Annotated in this window: 20 protein-coding genes; 13 read left to right on the plus strand and 7 right to left on the minus strand. The window is 69.2% G+C overall.

The genetic code is table 11. The annotated features are described in order from the left end of the window. Positions 1-15: 15 nt before the first annotated feature. Positions 16-369, minus strand: coding sequence for a hypothetical protein (locus RPQ07_RS01970; protein WP_313942217.1), 354 nt, complete (start codon positions 367-369; stop codon positions 16-18). A gap of 204 nt (positions 370-573) precedes the next feature. Between RPQ07_RS01970 and RPQ07_RS01975 the strand changes: the two genes are divergently transcribed. The 6 genes from RPQ07_RS01975 to RPQ07_RS02000 all read left to right on the plus strand — a co-directional run bounded on the left by RPQ07_RS01975 (position 574) and on the right by RPQ07_RS02000 (position 8044). After that, on the plus strand, positions 574-1173 hold the full coding sequence (locus tag RPQ07_RS01975; RefSeq protein WP_413777690.1) for a hypothetical protein: 600 nt from the start codon (positions 574-576) through the stop codon (positions 1171-1173). Between the two features lie 212 nt (positions 1174-1385). Next, complete coding sequence (locus tag RPQ07_RS01980; protein WP_313942218.1) at positions 1386-2273, plus strand: protein phosphatase 2C domain-containing protein; 888 nt, start codon at positions 1386-1388, stop codon at positions 2271-2273. Positions 2274-2686: 413 nt separating this feature from the next. Continuing rightward, positions 2687-3064: a hypothetical protein gene (locus RPQ07_RS01985; protein ID WP_313942219.1), complete on the plus strand. Its 378-nt coding sequence runs from the start codon at positions 2687-2689 to the stop codon at positions 3062-3064. 98 nt (positions 3065-3162) lie between these two features. Further along, a complete protein-coding gene (locus RPQ07_RS01990) occupies positions 3163-4389 on the plus strand; it encodes an SUKH-4 family immunity protein (RefSeq protein WP_313942220.1) in 1227 nt (408 codons plus the stop codon). Positions 4390-5408: 1019 nt separating this feature from the next. Next, entirely contained in the window at positions 5409-6176 is a 768-nt protein-coding gene (locus RPQ07_RS01995; protein ID WP_313942221.1) for a GNAT family N-acetyltransferase, read from the plus strand. Positions 6177-6664: 488 nt separating this feature from the next. Beyond that, on the plus strand, positions 6665-8044 hold the full coding sequence (locus RPQ07_RS02000; protein ID WP_313942222.1) for a DUF1996 domain-containing protein: 1380 nt from the start codon (positions 6665-6667) through the stop codon (positions 8042-8044). Positions 8045-8165: 121 nt separating this feature from the next. Here RPQ07_RS02000 and RPQ07_RS02005 read toward each other — a convergent pair whose 3' ends face one another. Further along, the gene (locus RPQ07_RS02005) at positions 8166-8771 is read right to left on the minus strand and encodes an XRE family transcriptional regulator (protein WP_313942223.1); all 606 of its coding nucleotides are present in this window, start codon (positions 8769-8771) and stop codon (positions 8166-8168) included. An 85-nt stretch (positions 8772-8856) separates the two neighbouring features. Here RPQ07_RS02005 and RPQ07_RS02010 point away from each other — a divergent pair, with 85 nt between their 5' ends. Further along, the gene (locus RPQ07_RS02010; protein WP_313942224.1) at positions 8857-9483 is read left to right on the plus strand and encodes a class I SAM-dependent methyltransferase; all 627 of its coding nucleotides are present in this window, start codon (positions 8857-8859) and stop codon (positions 9481-9483) included. Positions 9484-9520: 37 nt separating this feature from the next. Then, a complete protein-coding gene (locus RPQ07_RS02015) occupies positions 9521-10021 on the plus strand; it encodes a DinB family protein (RefSeq protein ID WP_313942225.1) in 501 nt (166 codons plus the stop codon). A gap of 149 nt (positions 10022-10170) precedes the next feature. Here the strand turns inward: RPQ07_RS02015 and RPQ07_RS02020 are convergent, their stop codons facing one another. Together RPQ07_RS02020 and RPQ07_RS02025 are read right to left on the minus strand one after the other, a co-directional pair. Further along, the gene (locus tag RPQ07_RS02020; protein WP_313942226.1) at positions 10171-10749 is read right to left on the minus strand and encodes a hypothetical protein; all 579 of its coding nucleotides are present in this window, start codon (positions 10747-10749) and stop codon (positions 10171-10173) included. Between the two features lie 230 nt (positions 10750-10979). After that, positions 10980-11606, minus strand: coding sequence for an NADPH-dependent F420 reductase (locus tag RPQ07_RS02025; RefSeq protein ID WP_313942227.1), 627 nt, complete (start codon positions 11604-11606; stop codon positions 10980-10982). A 269-nt stretch (positions 11607-11875) separates the two neighbouring features. Here RPQ07_RS02025 and RPQ07_RS02030 point away from each other — a divergent pair, with 269 nt between their 5' ends. Then, positions 11876-13063: an NAD(P)/FAD-dependent oxidoreductase gene (locus tag RPQ07_RS02030; RefSeq protein ID WP_313942228.1), complete on the plus strand. Its 1188-nt coding sequence runs from the start codon at positions 11876-11878 to the stop codon at positions 13061-13063. A gap of 261 nt (positions 13064-13324) precedes the next feature. Continuing rightward, a complete protein-coding gene (locus RPQ07_RS02035; RefSeq protein WP_313942229.1) occupies positions 13325-14221 on the plus strand; it encodes an RNA polymerase sigma-70 factor in 897 nt (298 codons plus the stop codon). A 123-nt stretch (positions 14222-14344) separates the two neighbouring features. On the opposite strand, the gene RPQ07_RS02040 is transcribed toward RPQ07_RS02035, so the two are convergent. Continuing rightward, positions 14345-15976 carry an FAD-binding oxidoreductase gene (locus RPQ07_RS02040; RefSeq protein ID WP_313942230.1) on the minus strand — a complete coding sequence of 544 codons (1632 nt, stop codon included), beginning with the start codon at positions 15974-15976 and terminating at the stop codon, positions 14345-14347. A 67-nt stretch (positions 15977-16043) separates the two neighbouring features. Here RPQ07_RS02040 and RPQ07_RS02045 point away from each other — a divergent pair, with 67 nt between their 5' ends. The 3 genes from RPQ07_RS02045 (at position 16044) to RPQ07_RS02055 (ending at position 17889) form a co-directional block, all read left to right on the plus strand. Further along, complete coding sequence (locus tag RPQ07_RS02045) at positions 16044-16685, plus strand: TetR/AcrR family transcriptional regulator (protein WP_313942231.1); 642 nt, start codon at positions 16044-16046, stop codon at positions 16683-16685. 81 nt (positions 16686-16766) lie between these two features. Next, positions 16767-17129 carry a hypothetical protein gene (locus RPQ07_RS02050; protein ID WP_313942232.1) on the plus strand — a complete coding sequence of 121 codons (363 nt, stop codon included), beginning with the start codon at positions 16767-16769 and terminating at the stop codon, positions 17127-17129. Between the two features lie 106 nt (positions 17130-17235). Continuing rightward, a complete protein-coding gene (locus RPQ07_RS02055) occupies positions 17236-17889 on the plus strand; it encodes a class I SAM-dependent methyltransferase (RefSeq protein ID WP_313942233.1) in 654 nt (217 codons plus the stop codon). Between the two features lie 82 nt (positions 17890-17971). On the opposite strand, the gene RPQ07_RS02060 is transcribed toward RPQ07_RS02055, so the two are convergent. Beyond that, entirely contained in the window at positions 17972-18616 is a 645-nt protein-coding gene (locus RPQ07_RS02060) for a hypothetical protein (RefSeq protein WP_313942234.1), read from the minus strand. Between the two features lie 365 nt (positions 18617-18981). Continuing rightward, positions 18982-21813 carry a Pls/PosA family non-ribosomal peptide synthetase gene (locus tag RPQ07_RS02065; protein WP_313942235.1) on the minus strand — a complete coding sequence of 944 codons (2832 nt, stop codon included), beginning with the start codon at positions 21811-21813 and terminating at the stop codon, positions 18982-18984. Positions 21814-21919 lie beyond the last annotated feature (106 nt).

The raw sequence follows: 21919 nt of genomic DNA on the forward strand, positions 1-21919 counted from the left end.
GTTGCCGGGGGGTTGTCACTCCAGTGTGGTCTTCTCGGTGAGTTTGCCACCGGCGAAGCAGAAGCGGTGCACGGGTACGGACTCCGAGGCAGCGTCGATCTTTGCCGCGTGATAGCGGCAGTCGGCACCCTTCGGCGGAGCGGGTGTCTCCTCGACCGCCGCCATGGCCAGGTCCGACTGCTGCCGCGGCAGCTGCCTCACCACGTCGGACTCCGCCTGTCCGACCTGGATCGAGGCGTAGGTCTCCTCGGTGATGCTTCCCTCGTCCAGCTTGTCGTACAGCAGGTATCCCCCGATGCCCAGTCCGGCCACCACCAGCACCACGAGAACGCCGACGACCCACAGACCGACCTTCACTGCCTTGCTCACTTCCGGCTCCTTCACTTGCCCGACCGCCGTTCTCCCGGCGTGACAGCAAGGTTCGTGAACCGGGCGCGGTCGGCACAGCCTCCGAAAGACCCCGTCCCCATCGTCCGTTCGTCGTTCCCCACAGGGACTTTCGGGGGACTCTGCGGCCGCGCCGGTACGGCAAGGTTGGCGACGTCCCGGCACACAGCGAACAGGAGCGAACTCGTGGACATCTCGGACCTCCAGGCGCGGCAGCGTTTCCTCGTCCGGCAGAAGTTGACCCTGATGGGCAACCGGTACGTGGTGACGGTGGCCGAACCGGACGGCTCGGAGGGCGAGGTCGTGGCCTTCGCCGAGCAGAAGAGGCTGGCGTTCAGGGAACGGGTCACGTTCTACACGGATGACTCCAAACGGCAGGTCCTGTTCGCCTTCAAGGCCCGTCAGGTCCTCGACGTGGGAGCCACGTACGACGTGACGGACGCGTCGGAGAACGTGATCGGCCTGTTCCGCAAGAACTTCGCCGCTTCCCTGCTGCGCTCGACCTGGCATTTGCAGCAGCCGGGCGCGGTCGAATCGGCCGGGAAGGAACGGAACATGTTCGTCGCCGTCCTGCGGCGGGTCTGGAACGTGATCCCTTTCACCGACTGGCTGCCCTTCGCCTGGCCGTACCACTTCGACTTCACGGCCGGCGACCGCGAGGTCATGTCGGTGAACAAGAGGTTCGGGCTCCGGGACAGTTACGTACTGGACATCCTGTCCCCTGACGTCGACCGCAGACTCGCCATGGCCCAGGCTGTCGGCCTGGACGCCCTTCAGTCCCGCTGACGCCGGATCCGGTTCGTGTGCGCCCCCGTACTCGCCGCGAGGCGGGGCGGCACCGCCCCGCCACAGCACTTCTCACCCGCGGCACCGCATACCGGCTGACGTACGGCAGCAGCATCGTCTCGCGGGGTTCACGATGGCGGCGGTGGGCTTTCGCTGCTGTTGGGCCGCGGCCCGGGTGACACTCCGACCGCGGTCCTTTGCCACGGCTGGAGATGAACTTCCGCAGCAGGTCGGCAGATATAAGGTCGACCCCCGACCGACGGGAGGCGCGGCGCATGCGCGTGACGATGGCGAGTGGTGCGGCGCGGGACGGCCGGGCGAACGAGGACTTCACCGGCGCCGTACCGACCGCCGCAGTACTGATCGACGGCGCCGGCATCCCCGGCAGCGAAAGCGTCTGCCGACATGGCGTGGCGTGGTACGCTGGCCGCTTGGGCGGCAGCCTGCTCGGCCTCCTGTCACTCACGGGGGACCGTTCTCTTTCCGCCCTCCTCGCCGAGGCCATCGAGGAGGTGACGGACCACCACCGGAACACCTGTGACGTCACCGACCCCATCAGCCCGTCGGCGACCGTCGCCGTCCTGCGTGTGTCCGGCGGTCAGTCCGGCGGTCATGTCGAGTATCTCGTTCTCGGTGACTCGTTCCTCGTGCTCGACCGAGCGCACGGTGAGCCGCTCGTCGTGTCCGATCCCCGTGAGGTGATCATCAGCGGGGAGTACGAGCCCGCACTCGAGGCCGCGGCGGACAGCAACGAGCACCAGCGACTCCTGCGGGACCTTCGCGCCCATCGGAATCGGCGGGGCGGCTTCTGGGTGGCCAAGGACGACCCGCGCGCGGCCGACGAGGCGATCACCGGAAGCTGTCCGATCTCCGAGCTGACCGGTGCCGCCCTGCTCAGCAATGGGGCCGCCCGTGTCGTGGACCCGTTCCGGCTCGCCGACTGGCCGGAGGTTCTGGACGTGTTGGCGTCGTGCGGACCCGCCGAGATCATCCGTCGTGTCCGGCAGGAGGAGGTGCGCCTGTCGGTGGCAGCGGACGATGCGACGATCGCCTATTGCACGGAGCTCGGCGGGTCCGGTCGCCGGCCCGAAGACACCTGACGCCCCCCTAGCCGCCGCCACGCTCCTCCCCCGCTCTTTCTGCCGGTCAGTTGCCGGTGCCGGGTGCGGTCGGTACTCACATGTGGTGATCCCAGCCGATGTCCCTGCCGCGGCGCACCCTCAGGCTCGCAGCGCCCTGCACGTGCCGTGAGGTGGTCCTCGTCCCGTATGCCCGAGCCGAACGCGCAGTTGAGCCCCACGCGGTGGCCGAGTTCACCGAGCCCGAGTACCGGATGGGACTGGATGGCACTGGAGTGTGCTGCCGGCCGATGTGCTTTTGTCACCACCAGCGACCGGGTGTTCTGACAAGCTCCAACCATGTGCGGTGGACAGGCCGCGTCGTCCACGGCCTGTCCACCGCACCTGAGCCGACCTTCCCGCGCGGCACACGCGCCAGCCTCTCCGGAGCCATCGTGTACAGGTCACGAGAATGGATCCTCGACCGGATCCGCCAGGACCGCCGGAACAACCCCGGGTTACCCGTCCACGTTCTCGCCGCGCGGAACCGGGTGTCGCAGGCCACCGTGGCCGCCGCCCTGTCGCTGCCCGAACCGGCACGCGTGAAGGAACGCCCCCGCAGCCTGCTGGATCCGGTGAAGGCACCGATCGACCTGATGCTGCTGGAAGAGCAGACCCGCCCTCCGGAACACCGGTACACCATCAAGGTGATTCTCGAACGGCTGAAGACCGAGCACGGATTCACCTGCGCCTCGTACTCCACCGTGCGCGACCATGTCCGCGCCCGACGGATCCAACTCGCGCAGGGCAGAACACTCCAGTCGAAGAACTGAGTTTCATCGCTCCGGCAGCTCACCGCCGCCCCGTTGTCAGTGGCGGCTCCTATCGTGGTGATCGTCGAGAGACCGCACGTCACCACCACGGGGGATCCATGTCCACGACCGACTTCGTCGTGCCCGCGCACGCACTTCCTGCGTCCATCACGCACGAGGCGACCCGCCGCCGCCTCACCGGGACCGGACTGCCCGCGGAGCACCGGCTGATCCGTTTCGCACCGCTGGCCGAGTCCCGGGTGGTGTCCGTTCCTGCGCTGCTCGCCGAGGGGGCTGACCCTGCCCAGCTCGACCCGTACATCGCGGACCTGCTGCTGATCGGACATCTTCGGATCGACGAGTACGACGCTCAGGAGGTCGTCCTCGACGGCGCCAGCGGGCGGGTCTTCAGCATGGACCTCTTCGAGAAATCGCCGGGCCTGATCGACGTGATCCCTCTCGCCCCCTCCCTCGACGCGCTGGCACGGTTCCTCGAGCACGTGGACGACTTCCGGTCGATGCGGGGGAGGTTCGCCGCACTGACCGGCCGGACCGGACCCGACGCGGTGGCAGAGGCATCACGTCTGCTGATGTCGGCCTTCACCGACGAAGACTGGGGCCACGAGGGTTGGGGCACCGTGCACCCGCCGTCGGAGTGGGAGCATCCCCTTCCCGCCTTCTGGCGGATCGCTGCTGTCATCCGACCGCTGGCTCTGGTCGCCGGACCGGGCCAGGGCCTTCGACTGGACCTGCCCACCGGGTTGTTGGACGACGAGTTCGGTCCGGACGAGATGGTGCGCATCGAAGCGTCGGCCCTGCCGGCGGCGCTCGTGCACGAGCCCACCCGGCGCTTCCTCACCGAGGTCGGCCTGCCCCGCGACGGAATCATGTTCGGCATGGACGGCGATGACACGCCCCTGCCGACTCTGCCGGAGGACCGTGCATCCTCCCAGCGCAACCCCGCCCACCGGCATCTGTGGAACGGCACTGACGAACTCCCGCCCGACGCGGAGCACATGGTCGTTCTCGGTGGCCTGATGCACGACTTCATCGTCCTGATCGACGGGCGCACGGGCGCTCTGCACTACGCGGAGTACAACGCCGACCGCGTGGTCCCGGTCAACGCCGACATATCGACGCTGGCGTTTACCGTGTGGATGCACAGCCGGGAGGGACGACTCGACGAGGAGCACCACTTCACCCACGGCTTCTATCACCAGCTCGCCGAGACGATGACCGAGGTTCTCTCGTCGGTGGACCCGGTCGCCTGCCTTCCCGCGACAGACGAAGACGACTACCGCTACTGGCCGGAGGTGTTCCACGACGAGGCGGGAGCCGTGCTCTGAGTCCGATGGTGAGCGGCCTCGCTGCCGGTCGGTGAGGGGCAGCCACCAACTCTTCGCAGTCGCCGCCCTGCCCTGGGGCCCGATGACCCGCCGAGCACGGCTTCGTGAACGCGGTCGATGGCTACCGGGTCGGCTTGAAGACCCGGCACACAACCGGGTCTCCGCGCCGCGCGAAGAGCACGGAGCGTCCGTTGGCCTTCCCGACGAGAAGCTCGGTGACCGTCGCACCCCTGGCACTGGTGTGGGGGCCGTCGAAGGCTAGCCCTACCTAAGCATCGTTCACCGTGCAGGTGACCGACGTGCCGCCGTTCGGGGTGAGGTCGAGGCGTGCTCCGTGGGGACCGGTATGGCTGCCGTAACAGGTCGGCCTGGCTGATCTCGGCCGTGACGGCAGGTCCACAACCGGCCGTGTCGCCGGAGCATCCCGCAGTCAGCTCCAGGGCGGCGGCCGGAGACATCGGTGTCGAGCAGTTCACGGTGGAATGAGGGCACTACGTCAGCCCTCGCAGCGCGCTGAACTGCTGCTGGATCCCATGGTCCGTACCCCTGTAGACATGCGAGGTGTCACGCGGACTCGCCACCATGCGCGTGAGCCACCCTTCGGCAGCTTTGGCCTGCTGCTCCCTCTTCCGTGCGGACGCCCCCGTAGGCAGACCCGCCAGAGATGCCAACCCGAACGAAGGAGGCCCTGTGGCGCCGGGGCACCTCGACGGCCGGCGATCGGCCGCCACGACCGGCTGCGGAAAATCACTTGTCCCCTCTCCTCAGTCCTGGAACAGTGACCTGCGCTCTGCGACTTCGCAGACACACTCACGGTGAGGAACGAAGCCCATGATTGCGGCGTCCACCAGCGGCCGCCGTCGGCGCTGAACGTCTGCCCTCCAGCAGCCGCAGCCTGCCACGCCCACTCCGCGGCGGCCCCACGATGCGGTGCCCGCGCACCGCCCCTCTCCCTGCCCCTCGTACTCATCCGAGTACGCCGGGGCTCCACTTGAGACATCGTGAGGTCAACACCCACCATGGACAACCAGGTCCAGAGCTTTGCCGTAGCCAACCTCCGCCGTCGCCCCGTGGTCGTCGAGACCGGAGGTTTCGTTGCGGGCTTCGACCCCGACACCGACAGTCCGTACCTCAACTACGCAACTCCGCTGCCCGGCATCGAGCCGAGCGAGCGTGACGTCGCGGCGCTGATCAAAGCCTTCCGGGAGCGCGGCCTGCTGCCCCGGCTGGAGTTCGCACCGCAAGCCGCGCCCCGCGTGGCACCGGCCCTGCGGGCGGCGGGCTTCGACACCGAGGCGGTGCACGAGTACCTCCTCTGCACACAGCGCACGCTGGCGACCCCTCGCTCCGCCGACTCCCCGCGCGTGGAGACCCCGACCACCGACGAGGAGTACAGCGAGCTCGATGCCGCGCTCGCCGAGGCATTCGGAAACGTCTTCGCCCCCTCCCCGCAGGGTGCGGACCGACTGCGGCGCATTCAGCAGACCGGCGGCGCGGTCCGCTTCGTCCGCACACCGCAGGACGGCTGCCTCGGCGGAGCATCCTGTTCCCCGCCGGCCGAGGACACCGCCGAACTGGCCGGCGTCGGCACCCGGCCCGGATACCGCGGCCGCGGCATCGCATCCGCGGTGACCGCCGCGCTGGCCGGGGCGATGTTCGCGCAAGGGGCCGGATCGGTCTGGCTGGAGTACTCCGGCGACGGCTCCCGCCGTGTCTATGAGCGCGTCGGCTTCCGGCCGCAAGGCACCCGCCTCTACCTCTCGCTGCCCGCGGAACAGCAGCCGTAGCGGCAGACGCACGCGTGAGGGCGGGCCCCTGCCGCCCTCACGCTCCGCCGGCTGGTGGATCCGCTCCAGCCGGTAGGTCACGGCCCCCACGCTCAGCGACGGTCGCCGCGCGACCTCGGCCGCCACGCAGCCGGTGTCGAAGTACGGCGTGGAGAAGGAGTCACGCAGGCGTTGCCGTGTGGGTTTCGCATGCGGCGGTGCCCGTCCCCACGCGCATCGAGCCCACGCCGACAGTCCCGAGTGCCGGCGGTGGGGCGTCGGGCGTACGGGTCCGCGCACCCGCCCATCCCCCTTCGCACCGCGCAGGTCCTTACCACTCTGTGACGTCAGTTGGTCAGCGGTGTTGATGGGGCGTCTGCTCTGCCAGTGTGAGCCGCGGTCGGGAGCCCGTCGCGGACACAGGTCAGGGCGCCCTGGGGACGGCCGAGAACGCGCGGCGCTACTGCTCCGCCCGAGAGGTGAGGACCCTCATGCATCAGCGACACAAAGTGAAACGCAGCCGACGCAACGCCCTGTTGGCGGTCGCCGGACTGCTACTGGGCGGCGGAGGACTGGTGGCGGTCAACGCCATCGCCAACGCCGGGACAGCAACCAGGCAGTCGGAGGCCGTCGCCTGCCCCTCCGTTGCCGAACGACTGCCCCGGATACCCGGCCCGGCACGCGGCGAAGTGGAGCGCGAACTGCACCTGTTGAAGCAGCAGACCGAGCGCGCCAACGCGAAGATGTCCGGGACCAGGGGCGGCGACGACGAGAGGATCCGCATCGTCCTCCAGCCCCTGGGAACGGAACGCGCGGCTGCCCTGGAGCGTATCGAGATCGCCATCGAGCGGGCCGGCGCCGAACGTCCCCGAGGGCTCCAGAGCCTGGCCCTCTGCACGGCCGGCGGTGGGGACGCGAACCGTGTCACAGCGGGCGGCGGGAACACGGACGGCGGACAGCAGGCTGGCGGGAACACGGACGGCAGTGCGCAACAGGGCGACAACGGCCCCTCTGCGGAGGACTTCGTCGACATCACGAGCGTCGCGCCGAACGTCCAGCGGATCGGCAAGGGCCGCAACGCCTCGACAGGAAGCTTCGTATCGCGGTGCGGGGTGAACGAGAAGGGGCAGTTCAACTCGGACAACGTCATCGTGGCACCGGGCGTCGGCAACGGCGCTCACCACACCCATGACTACGTGGGTGCACTCGGGGTCGACGCCTTCACGACGAACGAGTCCCTGGCTGCTGCCCGGACCACCTGCACCAACGGAGACCGGTCGACGTACTACTGGCCCGTCCTGCGGGACCGCGACGGCGTCGAGCCGTCCGACGCCGACCAGCCCGGCGGTGGATCCGAGGGCAACGTCGGAGAGATCCTGACACCGGCATCCGTCAGCCTCCAGTTCGTCGGAAGCCCCCGCACCAAGGTCGCGTCCATGCCCCGGTTCCTGCGCATCATCACCGGAGACGCCAAGGCCAACGCCAACGGCGGAGCCAATGCCAACGCCCGCTGGAGCTGCACCGGATTCGAGTCACGGGTCGAGCTGAAGGACAAGTACCCGATCTGCCCGCAGGGCAGCAAGGTCGTACGGATCTCGAAGTTCCAGAGCTGCTGGGACGGTGCGAACACCGACAGCGCCAACCACCGGTCCCATGTCGCCTTCGCCGACGCCCGGGGCAACTGCCCCACGGGCTTCCGCGCGATCCCCCAGCTCGTGCAGCGCGTCACCTACAACGGTCTCGCCGGCAGCACCCGCTTCGCTGTCGACAGCTTCCCCGAGTCGTTCCACAAGCCGATCACCGACCACGGTGACTTCATCAACGCCATGTCCGATCCATTGATGCGGAAGGCCGTGGCCTGCATCAACACCGGCCGCCGCTGCGGCTGATCAGCCCGTCGGGCATCCCGCGCGTCACGACCGCCGGCGGTCGTGACGCGCGCCGCTCCTCCGGCATCGCACAGATCCTGTTCTTCGGACCGAGATGGCGTCGGCGGCCATCTCGCTGAGCTCACTTCCGGCTCCCGCCGTGAGCCGACGGATGGACGCCGGGCCGTACATGCGCTCGTACGCCTTGCAGGCCGAAGAGGATGAGAAGCTCGACCACGCCGCCGTCGGCGCTGCCGAGCCAGTGCGGCATGGACGTGTCGAACTCGGCCGCCTCACCGGGCGGCAACGTCAGGTCGCGCTCGCCGAGGACCAGCCGCAGGCGGCCGTTGAGCACATACAGCCACTCGAAACCTTCGTGCGTCTGGAGGGTCGGTTCGAGGGGTGCCGGCCGCGCAGGGATGATCATCTTGAAGGCGTGTACTCCGCCCGGCCGCCTGGACAGCGGCACGAAGATCATCCCGAACCGCTCGATCGGCTTCAGGTGGATCCGCGGATCGCCTGTGCGCGGCGCACCGACGAGGTCGTCCAGCGGAACGTCGTAGGTACGGGCCAGCGGCAGCAGCAACTCCAGTGTCGCCCGCCGCTGCCCGCTCTCCAGCCGGGACAGGGTGCTCTCCGACACCCCGGTCGTCGCAGCGAGGTCGGCGAGGGTGATACCTCGGTCGCGACGCAGCGCACGCAGCCGCGGTCCCACGGCATCGAGTACGTCTTCCGTTCCAGGGTCCACAAGACCATCTTGCCGGAACCGCAAGATTTCGTGCCAGGTCACGGGCACCGGCCAAGACTGAGGGCATCCGACACAAGGAGCCTTGATGAGTACCACCGATGCGGTCACCTTCTGGGAAGACGTCTACGCGGGCCGGCCGGCAGCCACCGACCCGCGGCCGAACGCCCGTCTCACCGAGACGGTCACGGGCCGCCTGCCCGGCGACGCGCTGGACCTCGGATGCGGCGACGGGGGCGACGCACTGTGGCTCGCCCGCCACGGGTGGCACATCACCGCCGTCGACATCGCGGCCGTGGCGGTCGAGCGCCTCGCGGGCCTTGCACGCTCACGCGGTCTGGGCGATCGGATCGTCGCCGAGCGGCGCGATCTCCAGGACTCGTTCCCCCAGGGTGCGTACGACCTGATCTGCGCGCACTACCTGCAAACCCCCTTCGCGCTGGACAGGGCGACCGTCCTGCGCACGGCCGCGCACGCGCTGCGCGTGGGCGGGCACCTGCTGGTCGTCGATCACGGCTCGGCCGCGCCGTGGTCGTGGAACCAGGATGCCGACGTCCGGTACCCGACCCCGCAGGAGGTCGCCGCGGGTATGGACCTGGACCCGGCGACGTGGACGATCGAGCGGGCTGACACACCGCGCCGGATCGCGTCCGGGCCGGGTGGGCAGACGGCCGAGGTCATCGACCACGTCCTGCTCATCCGCCGCACCGCCTGACCGACACACCCCCCCAACCCATGCAAAGGTGACCGTCATGCCGACCGCCTCCCGCCGCAACCGACGCGGCGACAGCCCCCCGCCTCGCACCGGCAGCAGCGAGTTCGACACCCTGCGTGGCTTCCTCGACTACCTGCGGGCCTCGATCGCCGCGAAGGTCGACGGCGCACCGGAGCCACAGGTCCGTACAGCCGGTGTGCCGTCGGGCACGAACCTGCTCGGCCTGCTCCATCACCTCACGTTCGTCGAGCGGGCGACGTTTCTCGGGGACCAAGTCACCGACTGGCCGGGGACGTTCCAGGCCGCGCCGGCCGACAGCGTGGCCGATGTCGTCGCCCGCTACCGGGCGACGGTCGAGCGGGCGAACGACGTCCTCGACGGGTGCACCGAACTCGGCGCACCGGTCCCCCGCCCTCAGCCGAACAGCCCCGCCCCCAGCGTCCGCTGGGCACTCACCCACATGATCGAGGAGACCGGCCGCCACGCCGGCCACGCGGACATCCTGCGCGAACTGATCGACGGAGCGACGGGCCGCTGACTCCGCCGCTTCAGGGCTCCCGCGGGCCCGCCCGGGCACGGTGGCCGCCGCGCCCGGGGTCAACCCCGGCCCACGAGGGCGCTGAACTCCAGCACCTTCCCTTCCCGCTTCGCGAGCAGCCGGTGGGCCATGGCCGCCGACTCCGGTATCTAATGCGTGAGGAGGTACCGGGTCAGGCGGGAGCGAGCGGCTTTCGGGCTGATGCCCAGCGCGGTGGCGATCGTGTCGAAGGACAGCTCGTCGGCCTGGACCGCGTGGGCGGCCTCCAGACCGACCGCGGCGGTGATGCGTTCCAGCGCCGCGGCCGCCCTCAGCGCGGCCACCGGTGCCTGTTCGGCGAGAGTGGTCAGCTGTTCGTCCAGCCGCTCGATCGCCTCGGCCACCTCGGCGGGCAGCGGCACCGTACGGCGGTCGACGGTGGCGATGTGCCCGCTCCAGTCCCGGTACGGACCCGACGTGTCCACGTCATTCAGGCCGCCGTCCGGCAACTCGTCCCAGGCGATGGGGTAGTCGGGGCCGCGCCAGCCGCACGCGCACGCCGCTCGGACGGCCGCGGCCCTCGGCCGGTTCAGCTCCCCGTTGTAGGCCCACCACTCGCTGGTCTCGTGCACGGAACCGCTGCCGCTGCCGAAGTCCAGGTAGACGGGCTTGGGTTCATGGCCGTCCGTGAGGACCGCCCCGGTAATGCCCTCGTGGGAATCCCCGAACTCCTCAGTGATCCACCCCATCACACTCTCCCTCTGTCCGGCCGGCGACCATCACCCGGCGGCCTGTTGCCCAGTTTCTCTCCGGCGACTCGCCGTCGCACGCGAAACCGGGCAGGCCACTCCCCTGTACGGATGTACGGATGACGTTTCTGCTGACGGCCGTTCGGGCGTCCGGCCGCTTGCGGCCACGCAACGGTTCGGACGACCGGGGGGACGACGCCCGGGCCCGGGTCGGATAGTTCATGCCCCCTCTACGCACGAGGGCGGGTGACCACGTTGACGTTGAACGTGTGAGAACCCAGACCGCCCGCGATGCCCATGAAGAGCAGGGCGAAGTGCTCCTGTCCCCGTGCGGTGGTGATGCCGCCGATGTCCAGCTGGGACGAGGGGGGCCATCCGAGGTCGGTGAGCAGCCGGCCGGTGGTCCGTTTGGCTTCGGCGTCGTCACCGGAGAGGAAGACGGTGCTCGGGCCGTCCAGTGCGCCCGGTTCGGTCATGACGGTGGAGTCCATGGTGCACAGCGTCTTCACGACGGGTGTCAGCGGGAAGGCGTGCTGGATCTGTTCGGCCAGGCTGCTGTTGGGGTGCGAGAGCTCGGTGAAGTCGTCGGAGAGGCCGACCCCGACATCGATCAGCAGGGTGCCGGCCAGCGCCGGCGCCCCGATGGAGTGCAGCAGTTCCACGGAGACGGTCCCCGGGGTGGCGTTGACGAGTACCTCCGCGTGGGCTGCTGTCTCGTCGAGGCCCGCTACGGGGAGCCCGAGGCCGGTCCGCTCCTCGGGCTGACGTGAACCGAGGAGCACGTCGTGTCCGGCGGCCTTCCAGCCGTGGGCCAGTGCTCGAGCGACATTGCCGGTGCCAAGTAGTCCAAAGCGCATGGTGGGACGCTAACGGTTGTCGGCGCGCGGCAGATCGGGCCGGAGGCCCAGGTCAACCGGCACCAAAGGCCTAGGCCCAGTCCGGGCCCTGCCGTTCGGATCTTGCCGCACACGGATGTGCTCCGCTTTCCGGCTCGCCACTCGCGGCCGAAGCCGAAGGGGCGGCGCTTGCGCCCCGTGCCGTGTGTGCCACGTCTCATCCAAGGGTTGTCACACCGGATACGCGGCTGGTGTCTCCATGCCGAATCCACATGACATAGGGAGAGACGATGAACGGGAACGTCGAGGTGGTCGTGGTCGGCGGCGGGTACGGAGGCGTGACAGCGGCCAACAGCCTGTCCCGGCACGATGGTGTGTCGGTGACGCTGGTCAATGCGCGCCCCGACTTCGTCGAGCGGATCCGCCTGCACCAGCGCGTGGCGGGCTCCGACGACGCGGTCGTGGGCTTCGGTGAGGTCCTGGGCGGGAACGTCCGGGTGGTGGTCGACACCGCGACTCGGATCGACGCTGCCGAGCGCACGGTGTCACTGGCGGGGGGCAGCACGCTCCCGTACGACTACCTCGTCTACGCGGTGGGCAGCGGCGCCTTCGATCCCGGCGTGCCCGGAGCGGCGGAGTTCGCCCATCGGGTGTCGGACATCGAAGGGGCGGACCTGCTGCGGTCGGCTCTGGCAGCGACGGCGGCGTCGGATCCGGTGACTGTGGTCGGGTCCGGCCCGACCGGCTTGGAGACCGCTGCCGAGCTGGCGGAAGTGGGCCGCAGGGTCACCCTGGTCTGCGGCGACGTGCTCGGCCCCTCCCTGCATGCCCGGGTCCGCCGCCCGGTCGCCCGGCGGCTCGCCAGGCTGGGTGTGACCGTCCTCGAAGGTCCCCGTGCGCGGGTGAGGGAAGTGACCCGCGACGGTGTACAGCTCCACGACGGCCGCGAGCTGCCCAGCGCGGTGACGATCTGGACCGCGGGTTTCCGCGTCCCGGACCTGGCCTCTCGCAGCGGGCTGCGCACCGACGCCCAAGGCCGTCTGGTCACCGACGCGACGCTGACCAGCGTGGACGACGCGCGCATCATCGCTACCGGGGATGCGGCGGGAATGACGGACCGGCCGTTCCGGATGAGCTGCCAGGCCGCCGTGCAGCTGGGCCCGGCAGCGGCCGCGACGATCCTGCGCCGGATCGAGGGGAGAACGCCCGCTCCGGTGCGGATGTTCTTCGCGGGGCAGTGCCTCAGTCTCGGCCGACACGAGGGCGTCACCCAGTTCTCCTATCCGAACGACAGGGTGAACGCGCTCCACATCAGCGGGCGGCCCGGTGCCGGCGTCAAGGAGATCGCTTGTCGGTTCACCCTCAACAAGTTGGTCTCCGGGGCGCGCAAGGCCACGTCCCGCGCATCCCGGAGCGATGGCAACGACCGCCTGGACACGCCTCGGCCGGAACACCGCACAACGCCGTCCAGCCCCTGACGGGCGGCCCGGCCACCACGTCGCCTCTCTGGGCCGGTCCGACCGGACCGGCCCCGGAAGGACCGAGCCGGCGAGGCAACACGCGACGCCGTGGCCACGTACGGCCCGGCCGCGCCGAGGCGCGCCGCGCACCGGTCCACCCACCCCACGTAGCCTGATCAGTGGGGAGAATGCCGCCGACGACCCCGCCTTCGGGCCGGCCGTTCTCTCACGGCCTGTTCCGGCATATGGGGCCGACTCCCAGAGAGTGAAGCGCACGACATGAACGACCACACCGCCGACCCCGCGACGGAAGCCTTCGTCGCCCACCGCGACCTGCTGTTCACCGTCGCCTACGAGATGCTCGGATCGGCGGCGGACGCCGAGGACGTCCTCCAGGAGGCCTGGCTGCGGTGGGTCGAGGTCGACCAGTCGCAGGTGCGGGACCAGCGCGCCTACCTGGTCAGGATCACGACCCGGCAGGCACTCAACCGGCTGCGCACCGTCAAGCGGCGCAGGGAGGCGTACGTCGGCCCCTGGCTGCCCGAGCCCCTGCTCACCGCGCCGGACGTGGCCGAGGACGTGGAACTGTCCGAGAACCTGTCGCTGGCGCTCATGTACATCCTCGAGACCCTCTCACCGACCGAACGCGCGGTCTTCGTCCTGCGCGAAGTCTTCGACTTCGGCTACGAGGACATCGCGGCCGCGATCGACAAGAGCGCCGCCGCCGCACGCCAGATCGCCCACCGTGCCCGCCGGCACGTGGACGCGCGCCGGCCGCGGACACCGGCTTCGCCGGAAGAAGCCCGGGCGGCGTTGGAATCGTTCCGGTCCGCACTCGTGACCGGGGATCTGCAGGGTCTGCTCGATGTACTCGCGCCGGACGTTGTTTTCGTCAGCGACGGCGGCGGCCTCAGGCTGGCGGCCCTGCGGCCGGTCGTCGGCCCCGACAAGGTGCTCCGGTACATGGCAGGCAGTGTCGACAAGGCGGGCGGCGTCCTCACCGGTGAGTCCACGACGGTCAACGGCAACCCGGGACTCATCCTGCGCCTGGACGGCGAGGTCGACGGCGTACTGGCGTTCCGCGTGGAGAACGCTCGCGTCACCGGCCTCTACTACGTCCGTAACCCGGAGAAGCTCAGCCGCGTCGAGTCCGAAACCCCCCTCGCCTCACGGTGACCGTGCCCCGGCGCCGCGGACGACGCCGATGACACCGACGACACGGATGACGCATGGTCGTCCCCGAGGCCCGGGGGCACGCAACAAACACGCCGGCGCTGTCGCCGAGCCCTGCGGCTCCTCTCACGCCGGCGGCAGGTCCTGCCGCCGGCGCAGAGGATCGATCACAGCGCCCGGGTTGAGAATGCCCGCCGGATCGAGCGTCGCCTTGCCGGCCCGCAGAGCCGCGGCGAACAGGTCGGGACGTTGCCGGTCGTACCACGGCCGGTGGTCGCGGCCCACCGCGTGGTGATGCGTGATGGTGCCACCGGTGGCGAGCAGTGCCTCGGAGACGGCCGCCTTGATCTCGTCCCACTGCTCCACGGTCCTGCCCCAGTCACCGGTGGCGTAGATCCCGAAGTACGGTGCGGGGCCGTCCGGGTAGACGTGCGTGAACCGGCATGTCACCACACCGGTGGCGCCGACCTTGCGCATGGCGTCCTGGGCCGCGTCGTCGACGGCTGCGCGGAGGCTGTCGAACCGGTCCCAGGTGCACGCGGTCTCGAAGGTCTCCACGATCATGCCCTGAGCCGCGAGCGCGTCCCGCTGATAGGGCATCCGTACGAACGAGGACCGCCAGGTGTCGGCGGCTCCGCTGTGCGCGGACCGGTCGGCGGTGTCGGTGTAGCGCGCCGGCTCGGGAAGGGTGCCGCCGTGATCGCGGCAGAGTTCTACGGCGCGTTCCATCCAGGCGGTGACGGGGTGATCCGCGGATTCGAAGCCGAGCACCAGGACGGCCGTCGGGGCGCCGGCGTTGATGAACGCCTCCACGGGGTCCAGGAGGCGGCAGTTGGATGGATGCAGGCCCGACTGGGAGAGAGAGCGCACGGCGTTCACGCCCGCGTCGTAGTCCCTGAAGGCCACCGCTGCGCCTGCCCGCCACCGGGGGCGGTCCTGGAGGCGGACCCATGCCTGGGTGATGACGCCGAGCGACCCCTCGGAGCCGAGGAACATCCGGTCGGGCGAAGGGCCCGCACCCGAAGCAGGAAGCCGACGGGACTCGACGACACCTGCGGGGGTGACGACCCGGAGGGACTCGGTGAGGTCGTCGATGTGGGTCAGGACCGTCGCGAAATGGCCCCCGGCGCGGGTGGCCAGCCAGCCGCCGAGGGTGGAGAACTCGAAGGACTGGGGGAAGAACCGAAGCGTGTAGCCGTGGGGCCGCAGTTGGTCCTCGAGCTCCGGGCCGAGAGCCCCGGCCTGGACGAGTGCGGCCCGGCTGGTCCGGTCGACTTCGAGGACGCGGTTCATCGCGGTGAGGTCCAGGCTGATCGCCCCTGCGTAGTCGCCGCCGACACGCGGCTCGACGCCGCCGACGACCGAGGAACCGCCACCGAAGGGGACGACCGCGATGCCGGCGTCGCTGCACCAGTCGAGCACCTGGACGACCTCGGCCTCCGAGGTGGGGCGTACGACGAGGTCCGGCACGTGCGGCAGTTTCCCCAGCAGCGCCCGGGCAACGTCGCGGAAAGCCTGACCGTGGCTGTGCGCCAGCCGGTCGCGTACACCTTCGGAGACGATCGGCGCCAGAGTCCGCGGCGCCCGGACTCTGCTCGCGCCCACGCCGAACGACTCGATCGGCGGCGCCGCGTGTGCCGTCAGGTCCGCTCCCGGCAGCAGATCCGAGACCCTCCGGGTCAGGGCGTCCCGCTCCGGGCCGACCACCGCGTCCTCGACATTGCCCCATCCCCACCACGAACGCGTCCTGCCCTGCATCGCCCGACACCACCGATCTTAATGATGGGTAAGTTACCGAGCGGTCAGATTGACATAGGATGCCTCCATGAGCAAGCAGGACAAGGCCACGCGCGGTGTGGGAACCAAGGGAATGCCCCGCAGGGACCGGGAACAACTGATCCTGGACGCGGCGGCGGAGGAGTTCGGCACCAAGGGCTACGTGCGCGGGTCGACCGCGGACATCGCGACGCGGGCAGGGATCACCAAGCCCATGATCTACGAGTACTTCGGGTCCAAGGACGGGCTCTATCTGGCCTGCCTGGACCGCGCGGGCTCCCGCCTCGCCGCGGCGATCGAATCGGCGCAGGACGGGTCACCGGACATCGCGCGGGCCGCGCGCACCATGGAGGCCGTCTTCCGGGCGCTCCAATCCCGCCTGCACGACTGGGAACTCGTTTACGACACCACCGTGGCCGCCAACAGCGACCTCCATGCGAGGGCGACCGAGTACCGGCGCGAGTTCAACCGGATGGGAGCGGTCGGCGTGGCCGAGGTGCTCAGCGCCTCACAGGTGACCGAGCCGCTCGACGCCGACCTCGTCACGCACCTCTGGTACGGGACGGTGAGCTCTGCGGTCGGTTGGTGGCGGCACCATCCCGAGCAGACCGCCGACGAGATGACCTCGCGATTCCAGCGGATCCTGACGGCCCTGTTCCCACAGGACCGTTCGAATCCCGAGCGATCGTGACGACACCACCGCTCCGGCAGTTCTTCGGCCACGTGTGCGCATTGCAGCGCGAGCTTCGCCGTCTCACGACACAATGACCGTATGACGCGATTCCCGTCCCGTGCAGTCCGGGGTTCCGCCCTCTCCTTGTGGTCGAAGGACTCCTTCCTGTCGATCGGCTCCGTGGGCTCCGTGCTGTCCATCGGTTCGGTGGGCAGCGCGCTCTCCATCGGGTCCATCGGCTCTTCGCTGTCCATCGGCTCCATCGGGTCCGGCATGTCGGTGCTGTCGTTCGGGTCTCTGCAGAGCGTCGGGAGCGCGCTGTCCGTCCAGACGCGATGGTCCCTGATGGCCGCCGGCTCGTACCGCCCGTTCGCGTCGCCCGGCACGCTCACCGCGGTCGGTGTGGGCGCCGTGGCCATGGCCGGCGCGCTCGCCCTGCGCACCCGCGGCGCCCGGCGATGAAAGGGCCGTACCGAGCACGAACCGGAGGCCGGCGGTAGGCAGCCGCTCGCACCCACCGGACATCGGGCAGGACCCCTTGTCAGTGCCGGATGAAAGGGTCGGCCCCATGACCAACTCTGCTGCCATCAGGGCCTACTGGGATGCTGCCGCCCCCGCCTTCGACGACGAGCCGGACCACGGCCTGCGCCAGGACGAGACCCGCGAGGCGTGGTCGAGGTGCCTTGTCTCCTGGCTGCCGGCCGGCCCGGCGGACGTACTGGACGTGGGCTGCGGCACCGGGTCGCTGTCGCTGCTGCTGGCCGAAGCCGGACACCGGGTCACCGGCGTGGACCTCGCACCGCGCATGGCCGAACAGGCCCGGGCCAAGCTCCTCGCCGCACACCTGGAGGGGCGCTTCCTGGTGGGCGATGCCGCCGCTCCGCCCACCGGCGACGAGACCTTCGACGTCGTGCTCTCCCGGCATCTGGTGTGGACCCTGCCCGACCCGCTGGTCGCGTTGCGCAATTGGGTTGCCCGGCTCCGGCCCGGCGGCACTCTCGTCCTGATCGAGGGACGCTGGCGAGAAGCCGGACAAAGCGGAGTTCCGTATGTGGCCGGCGCCGAAACCCTGCCTTGGCATCGCGGCATCAGCGCCGACGACCTCACTGCCGCTGTCAGCCCCTTCGTCACCCACCTGCGCGTCGAAGACCTCAGCGGCAAGGCCGACCTGTGGGGCGGTCCGGTCACCGACGAACGCTACGCCCTGATCGCCAGGAGTTGACGCTCACGGAAGGCAAGGCACCCGTGCCCTGGATCGCCCCGATCGTCGTCCGGTCGGTCGCTCCAGGGCACGGCCGGTAGCGTCAGCCGGCCCGGCGCTCCTTGACGCCGCTGGTCTCGAAGTCATAGACCGTCTGATTGATACGCAGGCCGTCAACGGCCCCGACCCACATGTTGTCGCGGCCCTTGCCCACCGCGGCCGTGTGGATGGTCGCTCCCTGGCCACCGTCGTTGAGCGAGGTCTTCAGCTCCTCCAACGTGCCTTCGGCGGCAGGGTTGCAGGCCGTCTCGTTGCCGGTGAGGTACCAGTAGCCGGTCGAGGTGGCATCGAGGAAGGGACTCCAGCCGTTCGTCACGGGGGAGGCATCCGGCACCCACACGAGCGTGGAGTAGTTGTCGGTCGGGAGCGCGGTCAGGTTCGGATCGATCTCGAACCGGATGTTCGGCAGGTTCTCGGTGCCGCCGTACGTGATGTTCTCCCCGGTCTGGAAGACGTGGAACCCGACCCTCCGAAGCCCCTGCACCGGGTCGCCGAAGAAGTCGACCTCATTGCCGAAGTCGACCTTCTCGCCGGCGGGGCTCAGCGAGGTGAATCCGTCCGCCACGGCGATACCGAGGCTGCCCCGTCCGTAGGGCGGCCTGGCGGCGGTGCCCGTCACACCGAAGGAGCCGTACGGGCCGTTCCGCAAATCGGCTACGGGAGAGCCGATCGTATTGCGGGCGATCACGCCCCAGTGGTCCGGGCGCGCTCCGTTCCGTCGTTTCCTTCTGCGGCCGTCGACAGCGATGCGGAGAGTGTCGAGGCGACGATCGCGGCCACTGCCGCAATGACGAGCGCCTTCCCCCGAGTCATGCCAAGGCGAGTGCTCACACGCAGACCTTCCACGTAGCCGAAGGGCACCTTCCATGCGCGGGGTGCCCGACCCTAGCGACGCACCCGACAACAGTGACTTTCGGTGACGACGAACTAACCACATGGAACATGAGCATCTCGCAACGGCTGATCCACGAAAGCGAGTACTCTCCGCGCCGCGTGTGCGGCCTCCGCGCGGCGCTGCACGACGATCTCGGAGCCGGTTCAGACGGACGGCGTCTACCCCGCCGTCCGTGACACCGATGCCCTTCCGCCCCCGGGCTGCCCGGCCATGACCGCGACTCCCTCCCGGGCCGGGTTGCCACCCCACCTCTCATCAGGAGGCACTTCCTCACCCTTCATCAGGAAGGAATCGGCCGCCAGGAACGCCCTGTCCCCCACGGTGGTGCCGTAGTGGACGAAAGCACCGACCCCGAGGGTCACACCGGCGCCGAGTGTCGCCTGGTCCGACTTGAAGGCCCCGTCCTCCTGGGAGTGGCACTGGATCACGGTTCCGGCGTTGAGGGTGCAGCGGTCTCCGATGGTGACGAGGGCTCGTTCGATCAGCGAGCAGCCGTCGTCGAAGACTTGGCGGCCGATCCGGACGCCCAGCAGCCGCCAGACGACGTTCTTGAACGGGGTGCCGTTGAAGAGCTGCATGTACCGGTGCGTCGTCAGTTTCCAGAAGCGTTCGTGGCGCCAGAAGGACAGGTCGTAGATCGAGCAGTACAGCGGTTTCAGCGGCCGCACGCGGGTGATGGTCCGTTCCACCAGGGAGTAGAAGAGGACGGTGAACACCAGGGTGAACAGGCCGGCCACGGCGATCGGCGCCACACCGTGGACGTGATACAGGTCGACGGCGGCCATCGCGATGAGGGCGACGACGTAGAAGTGGAACCAGCGCATCAGCAAGTACAGCGTGGCGGTGAGCCCGTTGTGCCTGTTCTTGGCCGACAGGCGACGGCGCAGTTCGTCGCCGGTCTCCAGATCGTTGAACCGGTTGTCGCGCATCACCGTGCGCGGGATCTCGAAGCTGGGGGAGCCCAGCAGCCCCACGCCCTCACGCACCGGCCCGTCGATGGGCACCATGACCTTCGTCGCGAGCAGGCAGTTGTCGCCGGCGCGGCCGCGTGAGGGATAGGCGATGTTGTTGCCGAGGAAGCTGCCCGCTCCGATCGAGGTCGGGGAGAAGCGGAAAGACGTGCTGGAGAAGTCGGCGTTGATGACCGACAAGCCATCGGCCACCATCGTCCCGCTGCCGACCTGGCTCAAATAGGGACTGTCGTGCTTGACCAGGGAGCCGAAGTTCGAGCCGGTCTGCTCGACCCTGCACAGGTCGTATCCCAGACAGCGCAGGTAGTGGACGATGGCGGAGCTGTCGCCGAAGAGCAGGACGAAGAACCTGATGTTGGTCAGCCGCGTGAGGGCTCGTTGGAGACCGTGGTGGAAGCCGTACAGGGGGTAGATCTTGCCCGGCTTGATCACCGGGCGGAGCGTCCGCGGCACCGCGTTCACGGCCACGAGGCCCGCCAGCAGGCCGCCGAAGAAGGCCACCAGGGAGGCCAGCAGGGCATCGATGTAGAACCCGGGGCTCGTGAACGCCGGTTCGGGGTTCAGCAGCGCATCCAGCTGCGGCAGTGCGGAGAAGACGAGGCTCAGACCGCCGAGCGCCAGCGGCAGATAGACGCCCAACAGCAGCACGAGTTGGGCAGCGGTGTAGAGGGTTTTCCGCACTCCGCCGCACGATGTGGGCTCGACGGCCCGGAAGTCGGTGGTGGTCGGTTCGGCCGGGGAACCGTGCCACGCCTCCCCCGCGGGGACGCTCTGGCCGCTGTGGAGCGAGGAGACATGGCCCAGTTGGGCGCTGTCACCCATCACGGTGTCGATGTCGAGAACGGTCTGCTCGCTCACCGTCGCGTTCCGTCCGAGCGTGACGGGACCCGTCTCGATCACCCCGTCGTGCGCCCGGTAGCCGGAGAAGAACACGTCCTTCCGGATGACGGTGCCTTCCTCGACCGTGAGCATGTCGGTGCACACCGGCACGTTGCGGGAGAAGATCGCGACGTCGCGGCCGATCTTGGCGCCCAGTGCCCTGAGGTACAGCACATACAGGGGTGTACCGACGAACAGGCGCATCGGGCTGGAGCGGATCAGTGTTTTCACACACCAGAAACGCAGATACCCAAGGGTCCACACCGGAATCCGGCGGGGCAGAAAGCGGCCGATGAGCAGCCACTTGGCGACCACGGAGAGGGCACAGGCGCCCACGAAGGCCGCGGTCACGAACAGCGTCGATCGCAGGTAGAGGTCGAGAGCCCCGGAGCCGTCCTGGATCCACTCGTAGCCGCGCACGGCGAAGAGGGCGGCGAGGAAGGACACACCGAGGAAGAAGAGAAGTTGCAGCGTCCCGCAGAGGATGTACTGCCCCGTACCGGCTCGCGACGTCACCACAGCGGCCGGCTCATCGATGCCGGCCGGGGAGGGCTCGGCAGTCTTCACTCCCCCGGCTTGCGGCGCGGTGGCGTCGGTCGGGGCCGGTTCGCCCTCCGGCACCACCAGATTGGCGGCCAGGCTTTTGACCGTGGGGTTGCGGTAGATGTCCTTCATCGAAACCGTCGGAAGGTCATCACGCTTACGCACGCGGGCACAGAACTGCGCCATCACCAACGAATCCGCACCCAGATCGGCGAAGAAATCACCGTCCACCGACACCTCGTCAGCGTGCAGAACTCCGGCCAGTACATCGGCCAACTGCGCCTCCACCTCCCGTGACGGCGCATCAGTGACACCGCGGGAATCCACCGCGGTCGGCTCGGTGGACACGCCGGGGAATTCTGTGGCCAGCCGGTGGATCGTGGGGTTGCGGTAGACGTCCTTCATCGAAACCGTCGGAAGATCATCACGCTTACGCACGCGGGCACAGAACTGCGCCATCACCAACGAATCCGCACCCAGATCGGCGAAGAAATCACCGTCCACCGACACCTCGTCAGTGTGCAGAACTCCGGCGAGAATCTCGGCCAACTGCGCCTCGGAGCTGGGCTGTTCATGGCGACCGGCAGAAGAGTCCACCAGGGCCGGGGAATCGGATGCGGCAGTATCCACCTCAGTGCTGTTGCCCTTCACAACAGTTCCTTCCGGGGCACAAGGAAAGCCTCAGCCCGGGCAACGTGCGTCC

It is taken from the genome of Streptomyces sp. AM8-1-1 (genome assembly GCF_032229325.1).
Taxonomy (GTDB): domain Bacteria; phylum Actinomycetota; class Actinomycetes; order Streptomycetales; family Streptomycetaceae; genus Streptomyces; species Streptomyces achmelvichensis.

What these genes read in the sequence shown, in the direction of transcription:
- RPQ07_RS01980 (WP_313942218.1), top strand. Translation starts at nt 1,386, where the DNA reads ATGAACTTCCGCAGCAGGTCGGCAGATATAAGGTCGACCCCCGACCGA.
- RPQ07_RS01990 (WP_313942220.1), top strand. Translation starts at nt 3,163, where the DNA reads ATGTCCACGACCGACTTCGTCGTGCCCGCGCACGCACTTCCTGCGTCC.
- RPQ07_RS01995 (WP_313942221.1), top strand. Translation starts at nt 5,409, where the DNA reads ATGGACAACCAGGTCCAGAGCTTTGCCGTAGCCAACCTCCGCCGTCGC.
- RPQ07_RS02010 (WP_313942224.1), top strand. Translation starts at nt 8,857, where the DNA reads ATGAGTACCACCGATGCGGTCACCTTCTGGGAAGACGTCTACGCGGGC.
- RPQ07_RS02015 (WP_313942225.1), top strand. Translation starts at nt 9,521, where the DNA reads ATGCCGACCGCCTCCCGCCGCAACCGACGCGGCGACAGCCCCCCGCCT.
- RPQ07_RS02020 (WP_313942226.1), bottom strand. Translation starts at nt 10,749, where the DNA reads ATGGGGTGGATCACTGAGGAGTTCGGGGATTCCCACGAGGGCATTACC.
- RPQ07_RS02025 (WP_313942227.1), bottom strand. Translation starts at nt 11,606, where the DNA reads ATGCGCTTTGGACTACTTGGCACCGGCAATGTCGCTCGAGCACTGGCC.
- RPQ07_RS02030 (WP_313942228.1), top strand. Translation starts at nt 11,876, where the DNA reads ATGAACGGGAACGTCGAGGTGGTCGTGGTCGGCGGCGGGTACGGAGGC.
- RPQ07_RS02035 (WP_313942229.1), top strand. Translation starts at nt 13,325, where the DNA reads ATGAACGACCACACCGCCGACCCCGCGACGGAAGCCTTCGTCGCCCAC.
- RPQ07_RS02040 (WP_313942230.1), bottom strand. Translation starts at nt 15,976, where the DNA reads ATGCAGGGCAGGACGCGTTCGTGGTGGGGATGGGGCAATGTCGAGGAC.
- RPQ07_RS02045 (WP_313942231.1), top strand. Translation starts at nt 16,044, where the DNA reads ATGAGCAAGCAGGACAAGGCCACGCGCGGTGTGGGAACCAAGGGAATG.
- RPQ07_RS02050 (WP_313942232.1), top strand. Translation starts at nt 16,767, where the DNA reads ATGACGCGATTCCCGTCCCGTGCAGTCCGGGGTTCCGCCCTCTCCTTG.
- RPQ07_RS02055 (WP_313942233.1), top strand. Translation starts at nt 17,236, where the DNA reads ATGACCAACTCTGCTGCCATCAGGGCCTACTGGGATGCTGCCGCCCCC.